We start from the raw sequence: 19,331 nt of genomic DNA on the forward strand, positions 1-19,331 counted from the left end.
GAGCCATGCTCGGCTGCCTTTGCGAAGCCGAGCATGGGCTCGGCTCTACAGTGCCAGCTTACCTCTGGAGAACGCCACCAACGTGGCGATCGCCACCACCAGGATCGCGCCGAACAACGCCCACTCCCAGCGCGTGAATACCTTTTCCCCTCGCTGGTGCCGGGTGAACGCGAACAGCACCACGCCGGGTACGTACAGCAGGACCGACAGCAGCAGGTTGTCGAGGCCGCCGGCATACACCAGCCACAATGCATAGGCACTGGCCAGCAGGGCAACGACGAAATCGCGCCAGCGCGCACCCGGTTCACCCGCATAGGCCTGGCCACGCCAGGCCAGCTGCACGCCGAACGCGGTGGACAGGAAGTAGGGCACCAGGCTCATCGACGCGGCCAGCAGCACCAGTCCGGTATAGCTGCCGGAATTGACCAGCACCAGCAGCAGGAACACCTGGATCAGACCGTTGCTCAACCACAGCGCATTGGCTGGCACGCCGCGCGCGTTTTCGCGGCCGAGGAACGCGGGCATGGTGCCGTCGCCGGCCGCGGCGTACAGCACCTCGGCGCACAGCAGCACCCAGGCCAGCAGCGCGCCCAGCACGGAGATGATCGATCCGACGATGATCACCGTTGCACCCCACTCGCCGACGATCGCACGCAGCACGTACGCCATGGATGGATTGGGCAACCCGGCCAGCTCTGCCTGCGACAGCACGCCCATCGACAGCACGCTGACCAGCACCAGCAACAGCCAGACGCCGAGGAAACCGATCACCGTGGCGCGGCCGACATCGGCACGGCGGGCCGCGCGCCGCGAGTAGATGCTGGCGCCTTCGATGCCGATGAATACCCACACGGTCACCAGCATCATGCCGCGCAGCTGCTGACCCAGATCACCCAGTGCGGGCGTACCGAAGAAATCGGCGCGGAACACATCCATGCGGAAGGCACCGGCGGCCAGGATCAGGAACAGCGCAATGGGCAGCAGCTTGGCCACGGTCACCAGCCCGTTGACGATGGCAGCGGTGCGCAGGCCCCGCAGCACCAGCAGGTGCACGGTCCATAGCAGCAGTGACGACGCGGCCACCGCGGCCGGGGTATTGCCTTCGCCGAAGATCGGCAGGAAATGTCCGAGGCCGCTGAAGATCAGCACGAAGAAGCTGGCGTTGCCAAGCACCGAGGCGACCCAGTAACCCCATGCCGCGGAGAAACCGATGTAGTTGCCGAAGCCCTCGCGCGCATACGCGTAGATGCCGGTATCGAGATCCGGCCGGCGGTTGGCCAGCGCCTGGAACACGAAGGCCAGCATCAGCATGCCGGCGCCACTGACCGCCCAGCCGACCAGCGCCGCGGCCGGTCCGGCGCTGCGCGCCACGTTCTGTGGCAAAGAAAAGATACCGGCACCGACCATGGAGCCGACCACCAGAGCGGTCAACGCGGGCAGGCCCAGGCGTTGCGATGTCGCAGCCATGCAGATCCCCTGCGGCGGTGATGCCGCGTGCACACGGTAGCGGTGGGCCCGTGAACATGCCTGCAAGGCGCACAACGACGAAGGCCCGGGCAGGTGCCCGGGCCTTCGACGGTGGTGCGTTGAGCGGTATTACTTGAAGGTGTACTTGGCGCCGACAGTGAAGTAACGGCCGATGGCGCCGCTGAAGTGCAGCGGGTTGTAGTTCACGCCACCGTAGGTGGTCGGGTCGAGCGGAGCGATGCGATCGAACACGTTCTGCACCGATGCATTCAGTTCGAAGGCTTCGGTGATGTTCCAGCGGCCGGACAGGTCGAAGGTGGTGAACGAGGAGATCTTGGTGACGTCGGTACCGTCGGCGTACGAGAACTGGTACGAACCGTCCGGGCCACGGAAATCCTTGTTGTCCATCTTGGAGATGTAGTTGGCAACGCCGCTCACACTCCACGGACCCTGGCGCCAGGTGGTACCGAAGTTGATGCGATCCTTCGGCGTACCGATGCAGTTGGTCACGTCGCAGTTGCCGTGGGTGCCTGCATAGTCGAAGGTCTGGTCGGAGTCGGTGCGCTCGTACTTCAGCACATGGCTCCACTGCAGATCCATTTCCAGCTGGCCCGGGCCGATATCGAAGGTCTGGCGGATATCGGTATCGATACCGCGCACGCGGGTGGAGGCGGCATTGATGTACGCGGTGTTGACCGCCAGGATGCTGCCGGTGCCAGCGATGCCGTTGATCAGGTCGATGTCACGCAGCACATTGCCGGCGGCGATGGCATCGGCCGTGGAGCCCTGGGCGATCTCGTTGGTGCGCTTGATCTGCCAGGCATCGACGGTCATCGAGGTGGTGGGGGTCGGCTGCAGCACGATGCCCACCGAGTAGCTCTTGGATTCCTCCGGCTTCAGGTCCTTGTTGGGGCGGGTGATGATTGCAACCGGACGCGAGCTGCAGTTGGTGCCGACATCGGCCGGCGGGCTGGCGGCGCAGCGCACCGGATCGCGGGCGTTGGAGAAGGCGGCCAGGCCACCGTCGCCGTTCTCGGCCGGGTTGGGGGCGCGGAAGCCTTCTGCGTAGCTGGCGCGCAGTGCGATCCAGTCGGCCGGCGTCCACTTGATGCCCAGCTTCGGCGTCGCCTTGCCTTCGCCACTTTCGTACTTGTCGTAACGCAGCGCGCCGGACAGTTCCAGCTGCTCCAGCACCGGTGCCGACAGTTCAACGTAGCCGGCGTAGACATTCTGCGTACCGTCGTAGGCCGAGTAGCCCAGGCCGATGATGTCACCCTGGTCGGTGTAGGTCTGCGGGCTCAGGCTGTTGCTGGTCTTGCGCCACTCGGTACCGATCGCCAGGCCCAGCGGACCCCCCTTCAGGTCCATCAGGCTGCGCGATACGGTGAAGTCGAACATGTCCAGGCTGGACTTGGCGCGTGCGCTGATGGTCGGCGAAATGTAGTCGTACAGTGCCTGTGAATTGAGGTTGGCATTGTCGCCAATACGCCACACGCCGCCGGCACAGTTCGGGTTGCCCAGCGCGCACTGCACGGCGCTGTAGCGCAGGAAGCCGGTACGCTTGTTGACCAGATCGGTGCCGGAGTGCAGGTAGGCGGTGTCGTAGCTCCAGTCACCCCAATTGCCCTTGACGCCGACCAGGAAGCGATTGAACTCGTTGGTGTTGTTGGTCACGCGCGGGCCGACATCCCAGGCCGAGTAGCGCAGGCGCGAGGCCTGGCCCGGAATCGGGTTGTCGGGATGGGTCGGCGACAGCACCACGGCGCCCGGGCCGCTGCTGGCATTGCGCGGGCCAAGCGGATAGCCCCAGCTGCCGGACACGCCGGAGGGCGTGTTGCTGAAGATCGTTTCCTTCTTCGAGTAGCCGATCTCGGTGTAGATCTCGCCGCCTTCACCGAAGGCGAAGCTGGCGCGGCCGAACACGTTGACGTACTTCTCTTCCGGGGTCAGATCACGGTACAGCTGGTTCGGATCCCACAGGCAGCCCTGTGCGGCCACCGAGGCATCGGTCTGGCCCGGGATGGTGGTCAGGCCCTGGCAGCCGGGCAGCGGCACGAGCTGGGCCGAGGTGCCCGGCGGGACGCGGTCGTCGAATACCGAGCCGTTCGGACCCACGCCACCGCTGGTGCGGTTGTTGAGGTAGGCGCCGCCGAGGAACTGGGCGTTGTTGCCATAGCCCCACGGACGGATGTCGCCCGTGCCGATCCACTTGCGGTTCTTGCGATCACTGATCTTGATCGCGTCGGTCTTGCCAACGTCCAGGCTGAAGAACGCGTTCCAGCCGTCGGTGGCCAGGTCGCCGGTACCGGCGGTCAGGGTGGCCTTCTTGGCGTTGCCGTCGCCGTCACCGGAGGTGCCGTAGGAGGCACGCAGGATCGCGCCCTGGAAATCACTGCGCAGGATGATGTTGACCACGCCGGCGATGGCATCGGAGCCATAGATCGCCGAGGCGCCATCCTTCAGCACTTCCACGCGTTCAACGGCGTCGAGCGGGATGGTGCTCAGGTCGGTGAAGACCTTCTGGCCGTCATCGGCCAGGCCGTAGGTGGCCATGCGGCGGCCGTTCAGCAGGACCAGGGTCGAGCCCGCGCCCAGGCCGCGCAGCGAGATGCCGGCGCCACCGCCGGCAAAGCCGTTGCCGAAGGTCTTCGGGATCGAGCCGGAACCGTCGGCGGTCAGGGTCTGCAGGTATTCGGCGACCGTGGTCTTGCCGGTTCGGTCGATTTCCTGGCGGGTCACCACCTGCACCGGGGACGGTGTTTCGGTGTTGGTGCGCGGAATGTTCGAACCGGTAACCGTGATGCGGTCCAGGTTGGTGGCCTTCTCCTGCGCGAAGGCGGAGGTGGAAGCCACGGCGCCAACCAGCAGCAGGGTGCCGCCGGTAAGGATGTGGGTGATGGACGATGCCAGGGTGGTGCGGCGGCGGCTGGCGGGCCGTTGGATCAGGTGTTTCACAGCTTCTCTCCTAACTGGAAAACCGTAGCGTTGAGGGCTGTCTCCGGAAGGGGGCCGGGACGGGCCAATCTAGGTTTCCGACGGGTGACGAAGTAGTGAAATTTTGCTTAATCCGTAACGTTGAATCCAAACTTTGCCGAGTTTGGCACTTCGGCGGTGCGGGCCGGCCCGGCAGGTGGCCGGGCCGGCCCTGGACAATCAGTCCGGTAGCGAGAATTGCACCGGTACCAGCCCGATGGCCGGCACTGCTACGCCATCGCGCTGGGCCGGTTCGAAGCGCCAACGCTTGAGCACTTGCTGACGCGCGGCCTGGTCCAGGCTGCGCGAGCCACTGCTGCGCTCGATGCTGACCGCGACCGGCTGCCCGCTGCTGTCGACTTCCACCCGCAGCAGCACCGTGCCCTGCTCATGATTGCGCAGGGCCGGCAGCGGATAGGTCGGTGGCGGTGCACTGCGGTACTGCAGCTGTGCTCCGGACAGCGGTGTCGAGCTGTCGATGCCTGGTGCGAGCTGCGGCGGGGACGGTTCGGCTGCCGGCAATGCGATGCCCTGGGTTTCCTCCACGGTTGCAGTGGGAGCGGGCAGGGGCGGCGCTACCGGCTGCGCATGCGGCTTCGGCACCACCCGCGCGACCTCCTTCGGTTCCACCAGTACCGGCGGAGGGGGCGGTGGCGGGGTCTTCTCGATCAGCCGTACCGTGGTCTTGTCACGCGGAACCTGCACAGCCTGGTAGGTCGCGGGGATCAGCAGCAACAGGAACGCGAGCAGATGCAGGGCGATGGCCGCGCTCCAGGCGGCAACGCGGGCGGGGTCGAAGTGCGGGGATGCAACGGGATACGTACGAACCATGGTCCACCTCCATGCCAGTGACGAAGTCCTCAACGCACCAGGGCCCGTGGCGGGGTTGCCGCACGCGGCTGGCAGTGCATCAGTAGCGCGATGGAGCCGCTACTGCCTAGAGGCAGGGTCCGTATCGTTGGGCTGGCCTTCAGCGAGCGCCGGCCGCAGGCATGAAAAAAGGCGGATCCCCTGCGGGATCCGCCCTTGTCGGCAGTGGCAAACGGGATCAGCGACCCAGTTCGAACACTACATCCAGGTTGACCGAGACGGTCGATTCGCCCGGCGCGACCGGGGTCGCCTTGTCCATCGCGGCGCCGGCCGACATCGCCCGCATCATCGGCATCGGACGGAAGCCGCCATTGCTGTTCTCGGAGATGCTGACGATGCGGCGCACCTGCAGGCCCAGCGACTTCGCATAGGTCTGGGCGCGGGCCTGGGCCTTCTTCAGCGCGGCCAGGCGGGCTTCGTCATAGACCGGCTCCGGCTGGTCGATCTCGAAGCTGGGGCCATTGATCTGGTTGGCACCTTGCGCAGCCAGTGCGTCCAGCACCTTGCCGAGCTTGGCGATGTCGCGCACCTTCAGGCTGACCGTATTGCTGGCCTGGTAGCCGGTGATCTTCGGTGCTTCGTTGTCGGCATAGCGGTACTGCGGATTGAGGCTGACGCCGCTGGTCTGCACGTCCCGCTCGGCAATGCCGGCGGCCTTGATCGCGGCCAGCACCTTGTCCATCTGCTGGGCGTTCTGGCGCATGGCGCTGTTGCCATCGGCCGCCTGGGTGACCACGCCGGCCGACAGGGTGGCCACGTCCGGCACGCGGGTGGCTTCGGCATTGGCCGAGATGTTCAGCAGGGTGCCTTCGGCCGGGGCGGCGACCGACGGCGACGACGGGGCGGCATGGGCAGTCATCGAGGTTCCAAGGGCGAGGGACAGGGCAAGCAGCAGCGGGGTGGCGGTCAGGCGCATGGAGAACTCCTTGTTGTGCCGTTGAGGGTGGTGTCGTAGCGATGAACGCGCTGTGAGCCCATTCGGGGTTGCACGCGTTCCGGAACGGGTTGCCGACGATTCAGGTGGCGGCCTCAGGTTATGCTGTGCCGATGCTCTATCTTGCTTCCCGCTCCCCCCGACGCAACCAGTTGCTGGCCCGACTCGGACGCCCCTTCCAGGCCCTGGACCTGGAGGTTGTCGAGCAGCGCGCGCCCGCTGAAAGCGCCGAACAGTATGTATGCCGTGTCGCCGCCGACAAGGCGCGCGCCGGGCTGGCCCGGGTGCTGGCCGATGACCCACAGGCGCGTGTGCTCGGCTCGGATACCGAGGTGGTGCTGGACGGTGAAGTGTTCGGCAAGCCGGCCGATGCCGCCGACGCGCGGGCGATGCTGGCGCGGCTGGCCGGGCGCACCCATCAGGTGATGACCGCAGTGGTGGTGGTCGGTGCCGACGGCCTGGACAGCGAGCTGGTCATTTCCGAAGTGACCTTTGCGCCGATCAGCGCCACCGACATCGCCATCTACGTGGCCACCGGCGAGCCGCTGGACAAGGCCGGGGCCTACGCCATCCAGGGCGGGGCCGAACGCTGGATCGAACATCTTTCCGGCAGCTACTCCGGCGTGATGGGACTGCCGCTGCTGCACACCGATCGTCTGCTGGCGCGCTGCGGCGTGCCGGCCCCCACTGCTGATGCCGCCAGGGAGGCTGCCGATGTCTGAGGAAATCCTGGTCAATGTGACCCCGCGCGAGACCCGGGTCGCCGTGATCGAAAACGGCATGCTGCAGGAGCTGCACATCGAGCGCGGCTGGCGCCGGGGTGTGGTCGGCAACATCTACAAGGGCAAGGTGCAGCGCGTCATGCCCGGCATGCAGGCGGCCTTCGTCGAGGTCGGGCTGGAGCGCGCCGCGTTCCTGCACGCCAACGACGTGGTGCGACCGGCGCCGGTGGCCAGTGCGGACACCGAGAACACCACGCTGCCGCCGCCGTCCAGCGTGCCGATCGTCGAGCTGCTGCGCGACGGCCAGGACATCGTGGTGCAGGTGGTGAAGGATCCGATCGGTACCAAGGGCGCGCGCCTGACCACGCAGATCAGCATCCCCTCGCGTTACATGGTGCTGCTGCCGCAGTCCAAGGTGGTGGGCGTGTCGGCGCGCATCGAGGATGAAGGCGAGCGGGCGCGGCTGAAGGCGCTGGTGACCGAGCTGTCGGCCCAGCACGGTGGCTACGGCTACATCGTGCGCACCAATGCCGAAGGCCAGCCGGCCGAGGCCATTGCCGAGGACATCGCCTACCTGTCGCGTGTCTGGAACGTGGTCGAGCGCCGTGGCCGGGAAGCGGCCTCGTGCAGCAACATCTATGAGGACCTGAGCCTGCCGCTGCGTTCGGTGCGCGACCTGATCCGCAAGGACGTGGACAAGGTGAAGGTGGACTCCAAGGAAACCTTCGCGCAGCTGCAGGCCTTCGTGGCCAAGTACATGCCGGTGCTGGCCGAGAAGCTGGAACTGTATTCGGGTGACCGGCCGATCTTCGACATGTTCGGCGTGGAGGACGAGATCGGCCGCGCGCTGGACAAGCAGGTGCCGCTGAAATCCGGCGGCTACCTGGTGATCGACCAGACCGAGGCGATGACCACCATCGACGTGAACACCGGTTCGTTCCTCGGCCAGCGCAACCTGGAAGAGACGGTGTTCCGCACCAACCTGGAAGCGGCGCAGGCAGTGGCGCGGCAGCTGCGGCTGCGCAACCTGGGCGGCATCATCATCATCGATTTCATCGACATGGACGATGCCGAGCATCGCCGCCAGGTGCTGCGTACCCTGGAAAAGGCGCTGGCCCGTGACCATGCCAAGACCACGGTGTACGACTTCTCACCGCTGGGCCTGGTGGAGATGACCCGCAAGCGCACGGTGGAAAGCCTGGAGCGCCAGCTGTCGGAAACCTGCCCGCAGTGCAGTGGCCGTGGCAGCATCAAGACCACCGAGACGGTGACCTACGAGATTTTCCGCGAGATCACCCGCGCGGTGCGCCAGTTCGATGCGGCGCGCCTGCTGGTGATCGCTTCGACCAAGGTCGTTGCGCGCATTACCGACGAGGAGTCTTCGGCGGTGGCCGAGCTGGAAGAATTCCTCGGCAAGAGCATCCGCTTCCAGGCGGACGAGCAGTACCTGCAGGAGCAATTCGATGTTGTTCTGCTCTGACCCTCGCCGGCTGCAGGCCGGCGGTGGCCGATGAGCGCGCCGCCGCGCCTGCGACTGCGAAGGATCCGCCGTCATATCATTGCCGCCTGTGCGGTGGGCCTGGTCGGGCTTGCACTGCTGGTGGGCACGCTCAGCCAGCTGCTGCCGCTGGCCGAGCGTCATCCCGGGAAGATTGCCGCCTGGCTGAGCGAGCGTGCCGGCCAGCCGGTACGTTTTGACCAGTTGCACACTGCCTGGACCCGACGCGGTCCATTGCTGCAGCTGAAGGGCCTGCGCATCGGCGCGGGCCAGGGCCTGGCCATCGGTGAAGCCGAAGTGCTGGTGTCGATGTACAGCGGGATGCTGCCTGGTCGCTCGCTGACCGAGCTGCGCCTGCGTGGCCTGGCGCTGGACCTGCAGCAGGGCGAGGACGGCCGCTGGTCGGTGCGCGGCCTGCCGAAGTCAGACACGGGCGGTGACCCGCTGGAGGCGCTGCGCCGGCTGGGCGAGCTGCAGGTGATCGATGGCCGCTTGGGTGTGCATGCACCGGGACTGGGTATCGATACCACCCTGCCGCGAATCGATCTGCGCCTGCGCGTCAATGGCGACCGCCTGCGTGTGGGCGTGCGTGCCTGGGCGCAGACCGATGCCCTGCCGCTGACCGCAGTGCTGGACGTGGACCGCACGCGCGGCAACGGCCAGGCCTGGCTGGGTGCCGATCCTGTTGATTTCCATGCCTGGTCGCCGTTGCTGGCAGCGGGTGGCGTGCGCCTGCGCGAAGGCAAGGGTGAGCTGAACCTGTGGCTGACCCTGCGCGACTTCGCGCCGGTGGCGCTGACCACCGATTCGGACCTGCGTGACGTGCGCATCGACGGTGCACCGATGCCCGACGTGGCAACGCCGCAGTTGCAGCTGCAGCGCTTGCAGGCGCGCCTGCGCTGGCAGCGCCAGGCCGAGGGTTGGGCGCTGCAGGTACCGCGCCTTCGTTTGAAGACCGAAGACGGCGAACAACAGCTCGATGGCCTGCAGTTGCAGGTTGGCAGGCAGCTGCGGGTGAGTTCCGGCGAAGTACAGGCCGGTACGGCGCTGCGTGCGCTGGCGCTGAGTGATCGCCTCGAGCCAGGCCTGCGCCATTGGTTGTTCCTGTCCAAACCGCAGCTGGATGTGCGAGCGCTGCAACTGGCCGGCGAACGTGATGGCCCGTTGCGGGCACAGGGCGAGCTGCAGTCGCTGGGCTTTGCCAGCGTTGGCAATTCTCCGGGTCTGCGCGGCCTGGGGGGACATTTCGAGGGCGACGCCGATGGCTTCAGCCTGCAGCTGCAACCGCAACGGCAGCTGCAGTTCGATTGGCCCACCGGCTTTGGCGTGCGGCATGACCTGCACCTGGCTGGACAGATCGTGGGCTGGCGTGACGAGGGCGGTGGCTGGCGTATCGGCACTGCGGCGATGCGTGTGGAAGGCACCGACTACGCGGCCGATGTGCGCGGTGGTGTCTGGTTCCAGGGCGACGGCACGCGGCCCTGGCTGCAGTTGGCGGCCAAGCTGGACGATGTGCCGATGACGGCGGCCAAGCGCTTCTGGATCCACTCCAGGATGAGCAAGGGCGCCACCGACTGGCTGGACATGGCGCTGGCCGGCGGCCAGGTGCGAAATGGCATCGGCCTGGTCAGCGGTGACCTGGACGACTGGCCGTTCGACAACAACGATGGCCGCTTCGAGGCCACCGGCCACATCACCAACGGCGACATCCGCTTCCAGCACGACTGGCCGCTGATGAGCCAGGTCGATGCCGATATCGCCTTCATCGGCCCCGGCTTCGACATGCATGGGCGCGGCGACCTGGCCGGTGTAGCGGTGCAGAAATTCGAGGCGGGCATCCAGGACTTCGGGCAGCAGCCTCTGTACGTGCGTGCCGATGCGCAGAGCGAGGCCGGCAGACTGCTGGCAATGCTGCGGCAGAGCCCATTGCACAAGGAATACGGCGATACCCTGGACAACCTCACCGCTGCTGGCCCGGCGCATGTGACCTTCGATCTGCTGCAGCCGCTGCATCACGATGAAGGTGGCGGTCACCTGCAGGGGACAGTCGATCTGGCCGGCGTGAAGCTGGTGGACAAGCGTTTCCAGCTCGCCTTCGACAACATGCACGGGCAGGCGCGCTACAGCAACGGCGGTTTCGGCGCCGAGGAACTGGCGGTGCGCCACCTCGGCCAGGACGGCCGCCTGAGCCTGCGTGCCGGTGGCTACGTGCACGACAGCAAACTGGCCTTCGAATCGAAGCTGTCGGCCACGCTTGATGCTGGCGTGCTGATCGACCGCGCACCGGAGATGGCCTGGCTCAAGCCCTACATCACCGGTACCTCCCCATGGACGATCGCGGTCAACCTGCCCAAGGTCGCTCCCGGGGCGCCTGCGCCGCCCAGCGAACTGCGCCTGAGTTCGGATCTGGTGGGCACCCGCCTGGATCTGCCGGCGCCGCTGGACAAGCCGGCCGCCGAACCGCTGGCGACCACCGTGGCCGCGCAGCTGCCGATGGGGGCTGGCCGCATCGACGTGGCCTTTGGCCAGCGTCTGGCCCTGGCCGCGCGCAGCCACAACAACCAGACCGGTGTACAGGTCACGCTCGGCAGCGACCACGTCGACCGTGAGCCGCCACCGAGCGGGCTGACCGTCAACGGCCGCAGCCCGACCCTGGATGCGCTGGAGTGGATCAGCCTGGCGCGTGGAGGCGGGGACGATGACGGCATGCCGCTGCGTGCGGTGGACGTGCAGGTCGGCAAATTGATGCTGATCGGCGGCGTCTTCGAGCAGACGCGGCTGAAACTGCAGCCGGGCCCGCAGGCGCTGGATGTACGCCTGGATGGGCCGTCGCTGGCAGGCCGTTTGACTGTTCCCAATGCAGAGGGCGGCACCATCAGCGGCCAGCTCGACCGTGTGCACTGGCAGTCGCTGCCGGCCGCACCGGGTGCACCGGCTGCGCCCGCGCGGGTACAGGCCGGCGCCAACGACATGGATCCGGCAAAGCTGCCGCCGTTCGCGCTGGACATTGCCGATCTGCAGTTCGGCAAGGTCGTACTCGGCCAGGCGGTGCTGCGTACGCGGCCGCTGGCCAATGGCCTGAACGTGGACGAGCTGCGCTTCCGTGCGCCGGACCAGGAGATCGACATCAGCGGTCGCTGGCTGGGCCGCACCGGCGGTGCCCGCACCGAGCTGACCGCACAGGTGCGCAGTGAAGACCTGGGCGGCCTGATGCAGAACCTGGACTACGGTGGCCAGCTGCGCGGCGGCTCCGGTCAGGCCCAGCTGCAGGCCTCGTGGAGCGGCGGCCCCTCGGACTTCCAGCTGGCCACTCTGCAGGGCCGGCTCGATCTGCACGCGCGCAACGGCCAGTTGCTGGAGCTGGAGCCCGGCGCAGGTCGAGTGCTCGGCCTGCTCAGTGTCGCGCAGCTGCCGCGGCGCCTGATGTTCGACTTCCGCGATTTCTTCTCCAAGGGCTTTGCGTTCAACCAGGTCGATGGCAGCGTGCAGTTCGGCCAGGGCATGGCCCGTACCGACAAAGTGCTGATCGAGGGTCCGGCGGCGAACATCACCATCCGCGGCCAGGCCGACCTGCGCAACCAGCAGTTCGACCAGACCATCGACGTCAACCCGCGCGCCGGCAACCTGCTGACCGTGGTCGGCGCGGTGGCGGGTGGCCCGGTAGGTGCGGCACTCGGCGCCGCCACCAATGCGGTATTGTCCAAACCGTTGGGCGAAATCGGCGCCCGCACCTACAAGGTGACCGGTCCATGGAAGGAGCCGAAGGTGGAAGTGATCGAACGCAGCCGCGAGAAGACACCGCCCGCACCCACACCGGCGCCGGCGGTTCCGCCGACGGTGACCGACCTGCCACGCTCGCGTTCACGCTGAGCATGGTGTTCCCGTTCACGGGGCTTGCCTGAGCGCCCCCGAATCCCCAGATCGAGGACCATGACTGATATCGCCCTGACGCTTGCCCAAGACCGCCTGTTGCGCCCTGGTGGCCTGGATACCGCTGGCCTGGAGCGCACCTTCGGGCATTTGCTCGGCCCCGGTGTGGACTTTGGTGACCTTTATTTCCAGCACGCCCGCCGCGAGAGCTGGAGCGTGGAGGATGGCATCGTCAAGGACGGTGCCCATTCCATCGAGCAGGGCGTGGGTGTGCGCGCGATTTCCGGCGAGAAGACCGGCTTCGCCTACTCCGATGACATCCATGCCGATGCGCTGCTGGCTGCGGCGCAGTCCGCACGTGCGATTTCGCGCGAAGGTGGCGCCCAGACCGGGCGTTCGCTGCTGCGGGGCAATGCGCGCGCGCTGTATCCGGCGCTGGACCCGATCGACGGCATCGGCAACGAAGCCAAGGTCGAAGTGCTCAAGCGCCTGGACGGTTACCTGCGGGCCGCCGACCCGCGCGTGAAGCAGGTGATGGTCAGCCTGTCCGGTGGCGTCGACACGGTGCTGATCGCCCGCAGCGACGGCGTGCTGGGCGCCGACGTGCGTCCGCTGGTGCGCCTGAACGTGCAGGTGATCGTCGAGCACAACGGCCGGCGCGAGTCCGGCTATGCCGGTGGCGGTGGCCGCTATGGCTATGAGGAGCTGTTCGCCGACGGCCGCCCGGAAGCCTTCGCCCGTGAGGCGCTGCGCCAGGCGCTGGTGAACCTTGAAGCGGTACCGGCACCGGCCGGCGTGATGCCGGTGGTACTGGGCCCGGGCTGGCCTGGCGTGCTGCTGCATGAAGCGGTTGGCCATGGCCTGGAAGGCGACTTCAACCGCAAGGGAACCAGCGTCTACGCGGGCCGCATCGGCGAGCGCGTTGCCGCCCCGGGCGTGACGATCGTCGATGACGGCACGCTGGACGGACGCCGTGGTTCGTTGAACATCGACGACGAGGGGCATCCCAGCCAGTGCACGACGCTGATCGAGGACGGCATCCTGGTCGGCTACATGCAGGACAGCCTCAATGCGCGCCTGATGGGTGTGGCGCCGACCGGCAATGGCCGCCGCGAATCGTTCGCGCACATGACCATGCCGCGCATGACCAACACCTACATGCGTGCCGGCCAGCACGACCCGCAGGAGATGATCCGTTCGGTGAAGAAGGGCCTGTACGCGGTCAACTTCGGCGGCGGCCAGGTCGACATCACCAGCGGCAAGTACGTGTTCTCGGCTACCGAGGCCTACCTGATCGAGGATGGCCGCATCACCTCACCGGTGAAAGGCGCGACCCTGATCGGCAACGGTCCGGAAACCATGCAGAAGGTGCGCATGGTCGGCAACGACCTGGCCCTGGACGAGGGCGTGGGCATCTGCGGCAAGGATGGGCAGAGCGTGCCCGTGGGTGTCGGCCAGCCCTCGCTGTTGATCGAGGGCATCACCGTCGGCGGTACCCAGGCCTGAGCCGGGCGATGGCCAGTGCCACCGCCCAGGCGGGCGCGGACTCAGTCCTCGTCGGCTTCGTCGGTCTCGACGGGGTCGGCGCCTTCGGCGCCGGCCTTCAGGCCCAGCGCGGCCGGCAGCATCAGCGCGCGCAGCACCTGGAAGATCTCGCGGTAGGCGCGCGGCGGCTTGTTCTTCGCCTTCTCGGCCTGCGCGTTGCGCACCAGCGTGCGCAGCTGCTGGCGGTCGGCCTGCGGGTAATCGTCCAGCAGGGCGGCCAGCGCCTTGTCACCTTCGGCCAACAGGCGCTCGCGCCAGTCTTCCACGCGGTGCATCATCGCCACTTCGCGGCGGCCGGTTTCACTGTTGGCGTCCAGCGCATCGCGGATCGCATCCAGCGTGGCGTCTTCTTCGCGGCGCATGTGCTTGGCCAGGAACGCCAGCTGGCGCTTGTGGGCGATGTGGGCGGTGATGCGCTTGCACTCGGCGATATGCGGCAGCAGGTCTTCCGGGATCGGCAGGCGCGCCAGCTGGGCGGGGGTCAACGACACCAGCTTCTCGCCCAGGGCCAGGACGTCGAGCGCGTCGCGCCGGTTCTGGCTGCGGCTCTTGTCGTGGAATTCACCGGTTTCTTCGTCGCGTCCGCGCATCGTTCCTACCTGATCTCAAAAAAAGTCGCCCGGCGTGATGCCGGGCCCAACCCGTACAGGATAAAGCATTGAACGTGATCGCCCCTGAAGTCGCTGTCGGCGACGACAGCCCGGCCCGGCTGGAACGGCTGGCCGACCTCTCCCAGCAGCTGCTCGACCGTGCCCGTGCGCTGGGCGCCAGCCAGGCAGAGGTCAGCTGCAGCGAGGACCGTGGCCTGGAGGTCAATGTCCGCCTTGGCGAAGTTGAGACCGTGCAGTCCACCCGTGACCGCGGTATCGCCGTCACCGTCTATTTTGGCCAACGCAAGGGCAGCGCCAGCACCGGCGACCTGAACGAGGCCAGCCTTGCCGCCACGGTCGAGCAGGCCTGCGCGATCGCCCGCCATACCGAGGACGACCCGGCTGCCGGCCTGGCCGAGGCGGCGCTGATGGCGACCGATTTCCCCGACCTGGACAGTTGGCACCCCTGGGCGCTGCAGGCCGACGAGGCGGTGGACCTCGCCCTGGCCTGTGAAAACGCCGGCCGCGAGGCCGATGCGCAGATCCGCAATTCCGACGGCGCCTCGGTGTCGAGCATGCAGAGCCTGTCGGTGTACGCCAATTCGCATGGCTTTTTCGGCCGTGAGCGTGGCACCCATCATTCGGTGGGCTGTGCGCTGATTGCCGGCCAGGGCGACGGCATGCAGCGCGATGGCTGGTACACCAGCGCGCTGGCCCGTGAGGATCTGGAGGAGGTGGGCCTGGTCGGTCGTCGTGCCGCCGAGCGCACCGTCGCCCGCCTGCAGCCTCGTTCGATGGCCACCGGCAGCATGCCGGTACTGTTTGCCCCGGAAGTGGCGCGAAGCCTGGTCGGCCACCTGCTGTCGGCAGTGTCCGGCGGTGCCCTGTACCGCCAGGCCAGCTTCCTGCTGGACAGCGTTGGCCAGCAGCTGTTCCCGGACTGGATGCAGATCGAGGAACTGCCCCACCTGCGCCGTGGCCTGCGCTCGGCCGCCTTCGACGGCGACGGCGTGGCCACCCGTGCTTCGGCGCTGGTCCGTGACGGTGTGCTGCAGCGCTACGTTCTGGGCAGCTATTCGGCGCGCAAGCTGGGCCTGCAGACCACCGCCAATGCGGGCGGCGTGCACAACCTGCAGCTGGCCGCCAACGCGGGCCCCCTGCAGGAGATCGCGCGGCAGATGGGCGATGGTCTGCTGGTGACCGAGTTGATGGGGCAGGGCGTGAACGGGGTGACCGGCGACTACTCGCGCGGTGCCGGCGGCTTCCGCGTCGAGAACGGCGAGATCCAGTACCCGGTGGACGGCATCACCATCGCTGGCAACCTGCGCGAGATGTTCAGCAGCATCGAGGCGGTCGGCAGCGACGTCGACCCGCGCTCGCACATCCGGACCGGTTCGATCCTGCTGGGGCGGATGACCATCGCCGGTAATGATTGATGGCATTGATGGCGTAAGCTATGCCCGCCTGACGCAACCAGCTTGGTGCTGGTGGGTCAAGACCACCCAATGAAAAGGAGTTTTGTCGTGAGCGAATTCGATAACGTCCCGCCGCCGCCGGCAACCACCGATGCCCCGGCCGACCAGCGCACCATGGCCCTGGCCGCGCACCTGCTGGGCATCTTCACCGGCTTCATCGGCGCGCTGATCATCTGGCTGATCAACAAGGACGATGCTGGCAAGGCCTTCGTGACCGACCAGGCCAAGGAAGCCCTGAACTTCCAGATCACCGTGACCATTGCCATGGTCATCAGCATCATCCTGATGATCGTGATCATCGGCGGCATCCTGGCCCCGATCGTCGGCGTCATCAACCTGGTGTTCTGCATCATCGCTGCAGTGAAGGCCAACAACGGCGAAGCCTACCGCTACCCGTTCACTCTGCGCCTGATCAAGTAAGACCGGCTGCATGCGGAACTGAAAACGCCCGGCACTGCCGGGCGTTTTCATGTGCGGCGAGCTGCGGGCGGTGCCCGCCGAGCGCGCAGCGATCAATGATCGCGTTCGACTGCCAGCGTCGCCAGCGCACGCAGTGCATCGGCCTCTTCGCCGTATCCGGCCAGGATCGCCTGCATGCGCGCTGCGAGCTCGTGCAGCTGGGCCTTTGCGCTGTCCATGCCAAGCAGCGCGGGGAAGGTGCTCTTGTCCTGCGCCTGGTCCTTGCCGGCGGTCTTGCCCAGCTGCTCGGAACTGGCCTCGACATCGAGGATATCGTCGCGGACCTGGAAGGCCAGGCCGAGCGCGTCGGCGAAGCTGTCCAGCTGGGCCAACTGCGGTTCGTGAGCCTGGCCGCACAGTCCGCCCATGCGTACCGCCGCGCGGATCAGCGCGCCGGTCTTCAGCGCGTGCATGCGGGTCAGCGCCGCCAGCGTCTGTTGCTGGCCGGTGGCATCGATGTCCAGGGCCTGGCCGCCGCACATGCCGGACGCGCCGGAGGCGTGGGCCAGGGTCTGCAGGCAGGCTACGCGCAACGTTGCCGGCAGCGGCGCATCGGCCAGCAGGCCGAAGGCACGGGTCTGCAGGGCGTCGCCGGCGAGGATTGCGGTAGCTTCGTCGAAGGCGATGTGGGTGGTCGGCTTGCCACGGCGCAGCGCGTCGTCATCCATCGCCGGCAGGTCGTCATGCACCAGCGAATAGGCGTGGATCAGCTCGACCGCCATCGCCGCCGCATCCAGATGTTCCGGCTGCGCACCGAACAGGTGGCCACTGGCGTACACCAGCAGCGGCCGCATGCGCTTGCCACCGCCCAGCACCGAATAGCGCATGGCCTGGTGCAGGCGCTGCGGTGCTTCGGCAGGCGAGGGCAGGGCGGCGTCGAGCTGGCTTTCGATACGGTCGCGCCAGCGCGCGAACAGAACCTCAGCCGTCATGGCTGGGCGGATCGAAGGGCTCGGAGGCTTCCGGCTGCGCCGGATCGCTGAGCAGGCGCACGCGCAGTTCTGCCTGTTCCAGCGCCTGCTGGCACTGGCGATACAGACCGACGCCACGTTCGTAAGCACTGAGCGAGGCTTCCAGGCTCAGCTCGCCGGTTTCCATCTGCTCCACCAGCTGTTCCAGCGATTCGAGCGACTGCTCGAACTGGGCAACCGGGGAGGCGTTTTCGGGGGACTTCTTGGCCATGTGGCAAGTGTGGACGGGCCGCGCGCGGGGGTCAATTCACCAGCCGCCGGGACGCCACTGCAGCTGAGCATCATGGGCCTGCAACCAGGCCTGCAGAGGGGCCGCGATGACCACGTCGGCGGCGGCCAGCAACTGCGGGCCATCAAAGATCAGCGGCAGCTGCGCGCGTCGCCACGGGGCGAGGTGTTCGCGTTGCAGGCAGTCCTTCAACGCCTTCGAATGCTGGCGACCGGGCAGCAGAATGCGCTCACCGCCCACGCGTGCACGGACCTGCAGCGGGCGTTCGAAGGCCGGGGTGCCCTGCAGGCGCAGCTGTCCGCCATCGGGCAGCGGCAGCGGTGCGCGGCCATCCCATTCGACCTGCCACTCGAGGGGAAGCGCAGGCAGCCGGGCCGGCAGCAGGTAGGCGTGGTCGCGCCATTGCTGGATCGCGTGATCGTGCCAGCTCACACGGGCCTGACGATCGTTGTCGGCCGGCAGCAGCTCGTCCAGCGCCTGCTGCAGCACCGTGGCCGGCAGCGGTGCCGCACCGTGGCCGGCCACCCAGGCACGCAGCACGCGTGCGGCACGACCCGGTGAGACCTGGCGCAGCAGCTGCAGCGACAGCACGCGTGGAGCGACTTCCAGGTGTGCGATCAGCTCGGCGTCTTCCTCATCGAGGAGTTCGCGGGTCTGCCCGCAATGCGCTGCGCTGCCCGCCATTGCCGCAGCGGCATGCGGCCAGCGTTGGCGCAACAGCGGCAGCACCTGCAGGCGCAGGAAGTTGCGATCGGCGTGGTCGTCGCCATTGCTGGGGTCTTCGATCCAGTGCAGCACATGGTGGCGCGCGTAATCGAGCAGCGCACTGCGCGGGACCGCCAGCAGCGGCCGCCACAAGGGATTTTCGCCAAGGCGGCCGTGCGTGGACATCGCCGCCAGGCCATCGACGCCGGAAGCGCGCAGGGCGCGCAACAGGAAGGTCTCGGCCTGGTCGTCCTGATGCTGCGCCAGTGCCAGCGTTTCGCCGTCGCGCAGCTCGGCCGCGAATGCGGCGCGTCGCGCCAGTCGCGCGGCACCCTCGGTGCCCAGGCCTGTGCCGTTCTCGACCTGCACGCGATGCACGGCCAGCTCAATGCCCCAGGCGTCGCATTGCTGCTGGCAGTGCAGCACCCACCCATCCGCATCGGGCTGCAGGCCGTGGTGCACGTGCACCGCGCGCAGCGCAGTGCCGGAAGCTTGCGCGCAGCGCCACAGCCAATGCAGCAGCACGGTGGAGTCGACACCACCGCTGTAGCCCACCAGCAGCGGCGCATCCAGCGGAACGAGGGCAGGGAAGGCAGTCACGGCGGCAAGTATAGGGTTGCTCGGCAGGGCTGCGCCCTGCACCCGCAGAGGCGCAAGCAACAGCAACGGCCGAAGCAACAGCAGAAGCGGGGTTCCTGAAGGATGGCGGGGTGGGTCCGGTTGCGGGAGACGCCGTAAACCCATCCATGGGGGCTTGGCCGCGGCATCCATGCCGCGGACACTCCCGCAACCGGACCCACCCCGCCTTCGACAGTTTTCTGCGATCTGTCGGCATTTTTTGTAGAGCCGAGCCATGCTCGGCTCAGATCGTTCCGATATCGAAATATTCGATGTCGATCGAGATTCATCCACGCATGGCGTGGATCTGTCGTGTCGACCAAGGTCGACACCTACCAACAGCCGCGAATATCTGTCAGAGGTGGGGCGGTGTGGGCAGGCAGGACCGTTGGCGCCATGGATGGC

At 67.3% G+C, this 19,331-nt stretch carries 14 protein-coding genes; 6 read left to right on the forward strand and 8 right to left on the reverse strand.

The window, feature by feature from the left end; translation table 11 throughout:
• Positions 1-45 precede the first annotated feature (45 nt).
• From arcD to R1H25_RS16930, 4 genes are all read right to left on the reverse strand, one after another.
• Positions 46-1,467 (reverse strand): arginine-ornithine antiporter, encoded by a 1,422-nt coding sequence (gene arcD / locus R1H25_RS16915; protein WP_317224149.1) that lies wholly within the window; start codon positions 1,465-1,467, stop codon positions 46-48.
• Between the two features lie 129 nt (positions 1,468-1,596).
• The gene (locus R1H25_RS16920) at positions 1,597-4,422 is read right to left on the reverse strand and encodes a TonB-dependent receptor (protein WP_049444961.1); all 2,826 of its coding nucleotides are present in this window, start codon (positions 4,420-4,422) and stop codon (positions 1,597-1,599) included.
• Positions 4,423-4,620: 198 nt separating this feature from the next.
• Positions 4,621-5,271 (reverse strand): energy transducer TonB, encoded by a 651-nt coding sequence (locus R1H25_RS16925; protein WP_057501209.1) that lies wholly within the window; start codon positions 5,269-5,271, stop codon positions 4,621-4,623.
• Positions 5,272-5,488: 217 nt separating this feature from the next.
• Positions 5,489-6,226, reverse strand: coding sequence for an SIMPL domain-containing protein (locus tag R1H25_RS16930; protein WP_049444957.1), 738 nt, complete (start codon positions 6,224-6,226; stop codon positions 5,489-5,491).
• 131 nt (positions 6,227-6,357) lie between these two features.
• On the opposite strand from R1H25_RS16930, the gene R1H25_RS16935 reads away from it, so the two are divergent.
• The 4 genes from R1H25_RS16935 to tldD are packed head-to-tail and all read left to right on the forward strand — an operon-like array spanning position 6,358 to position 13,840.
• Entirely contained in the window at positions 6,358-6,966 is a 609-nt protein-coding gene (locus tag R1H25_RS16935) for a Maf family nucleotide pyrophosphatase (protein ID WP_317224150.1), read from the forward strand.
• Positions 6,959-8,446 (forward strand): ribonuclease G, encoded by a 1,488-nt coding sequence (gene rng / locus R1H25_RS16940; protein ID WP_317224151.1) that lies wholly within the window; start codon positions 6,959-6,961, stop codon positions 8,444-8,446. The genes R1H25_RS16935 and rng overlap by 8 nt, the downstream gene beginning before the upstream one ends.
• 30 nt (positions 8,447-8,476) lie before the next feature.
• The gene (locus R1H25_RS16945) at positions 8,477-12,334 is read left to right on the forward strand and encodes a YhdP family protein (RefSeq protein WP_317224152.1); all 3,858 of its coding nucleotides are present in this window, start codon (positions 8,477-8,479) and stop codon (positions 12,332-12,334) included.
• Between the two features lie 60 nt (positions 12,335-12,394).
• On the forward strand, positions 12,395-13,840 hold the full coding sequence (gene tldD, locus R1H25_RS16950; protein ID WP_317224153.1) for a metalloprotease TldD: 1,446 nt from the start codon (positions 12,395-12,397) through the stop codon (positions 13,838-13,840).
• Positions 13,841-13,881: 41 nt separating this feature from the next.
• Here tldD and yjgA read toward each other — a convergent pair whose 3' ends face one another.
• The gene (gene yjgA / locus R1H25_RS16955) at positions 13,882-14,469 is read right to left on the reverse strand and encodes a ribosome biogenesis factor YjgA (protein ID WP_049444947.1); all 588 of its coding nucleotides are present in this window, start codon (positions 14,467-14,469) and stop codon (positions 13,882-13,884) included.
• Between the two features lie 68 nt (positions 14,470-14,537).
• Here yjgA and pmbA point away from each other — a divergent pair, with 68 nt between their 5' ends.
• Together pmbA and R1H25_RS16965 are read left to right on the forward strand one after the other, a co-directional pair.
• Entirely contained in the window at positions 14,538-15,905 is a 1,368-nt protein-coding gene (gene pmbA, locus R1H25_RS16960) for a metalloprotease PmbA (protein WP_317224154.1), read from the forward strand.
• Positions 15,906-15,992: 87 nt separating this feature from the next.
• Positions 15,993-16,364, forward strand: a complete 372-nt coding sequence (locus R1H25_RS16965) for a DUF4870 domain-containing protein (protein ID WP_317224155.1) — start codon at positions 15,993-15,995, stop codon at positions 16,362-16,364.
• A 92-nt stretch (positions 16,365-16,456) separates the two neighbouring features.
• Here R1H25_RS16965 and R1H25_RS16970 read toward each other — a convergent pair whose 3' ends face one another.
• Genes R1H25_RS16970 through tilS form a run of 3 tightly spaced genes read right to left on the reverse strand, consistent with a single transcriptional unit; the run spans position 16,457 to position 18,908 of the window.
• A complete protein-coding gene (locus R1H25_RS16970) occupies positions 16,457-17,335 on the reverse strand; it encodes a farnesyl diphosphate synthase (RefSeq protein ID WP_317224156.1) in 879 nt (292 codons plus the stop codon).
• Positions 17,325-17,585, reverse strand: a complete 261-nt coding sequence (locus tag R1H25_RS16975) for an exodeoxyribonuclease VII small subunit (protein ID WP_005410522.1) — start codon at positions 17,583-17,585, stop codon at positions 17,325-17,327. Before R1H25_RS16975 ends, R1H25_RS16970 begins: the two co-directional genes overlap by 11 nt.
• Positions 17,586-17,621: 36 nt before the next feature.
• Positions 17,622-18,908, reverse strand: a complete 1,287-nt coding sequence (tilS, locus tag R1H25_RS16980) for a tRNA lysidine(34) synthetase TilS (RefSeq protein ID WP_317224157.1) — start codon at positions 18,906-18,908, stop codon at positions 17,622-17,624.
• Positions 18,909-19,331: the final 423 nt, after the last annotated feature.

The sequence above is a fragment of the Stenotrophomonas veracruzanensis genome, from assembly GCF_032911525.1.
In the GTDB taxonomy this organism is placed as follows: Bacteria; Pseudomonadota; Gammaproteobacteria; order Xanthomonadales; family Xanthomonadaceae; genus Stenotrophomonas; species Stenotrophomonas africana.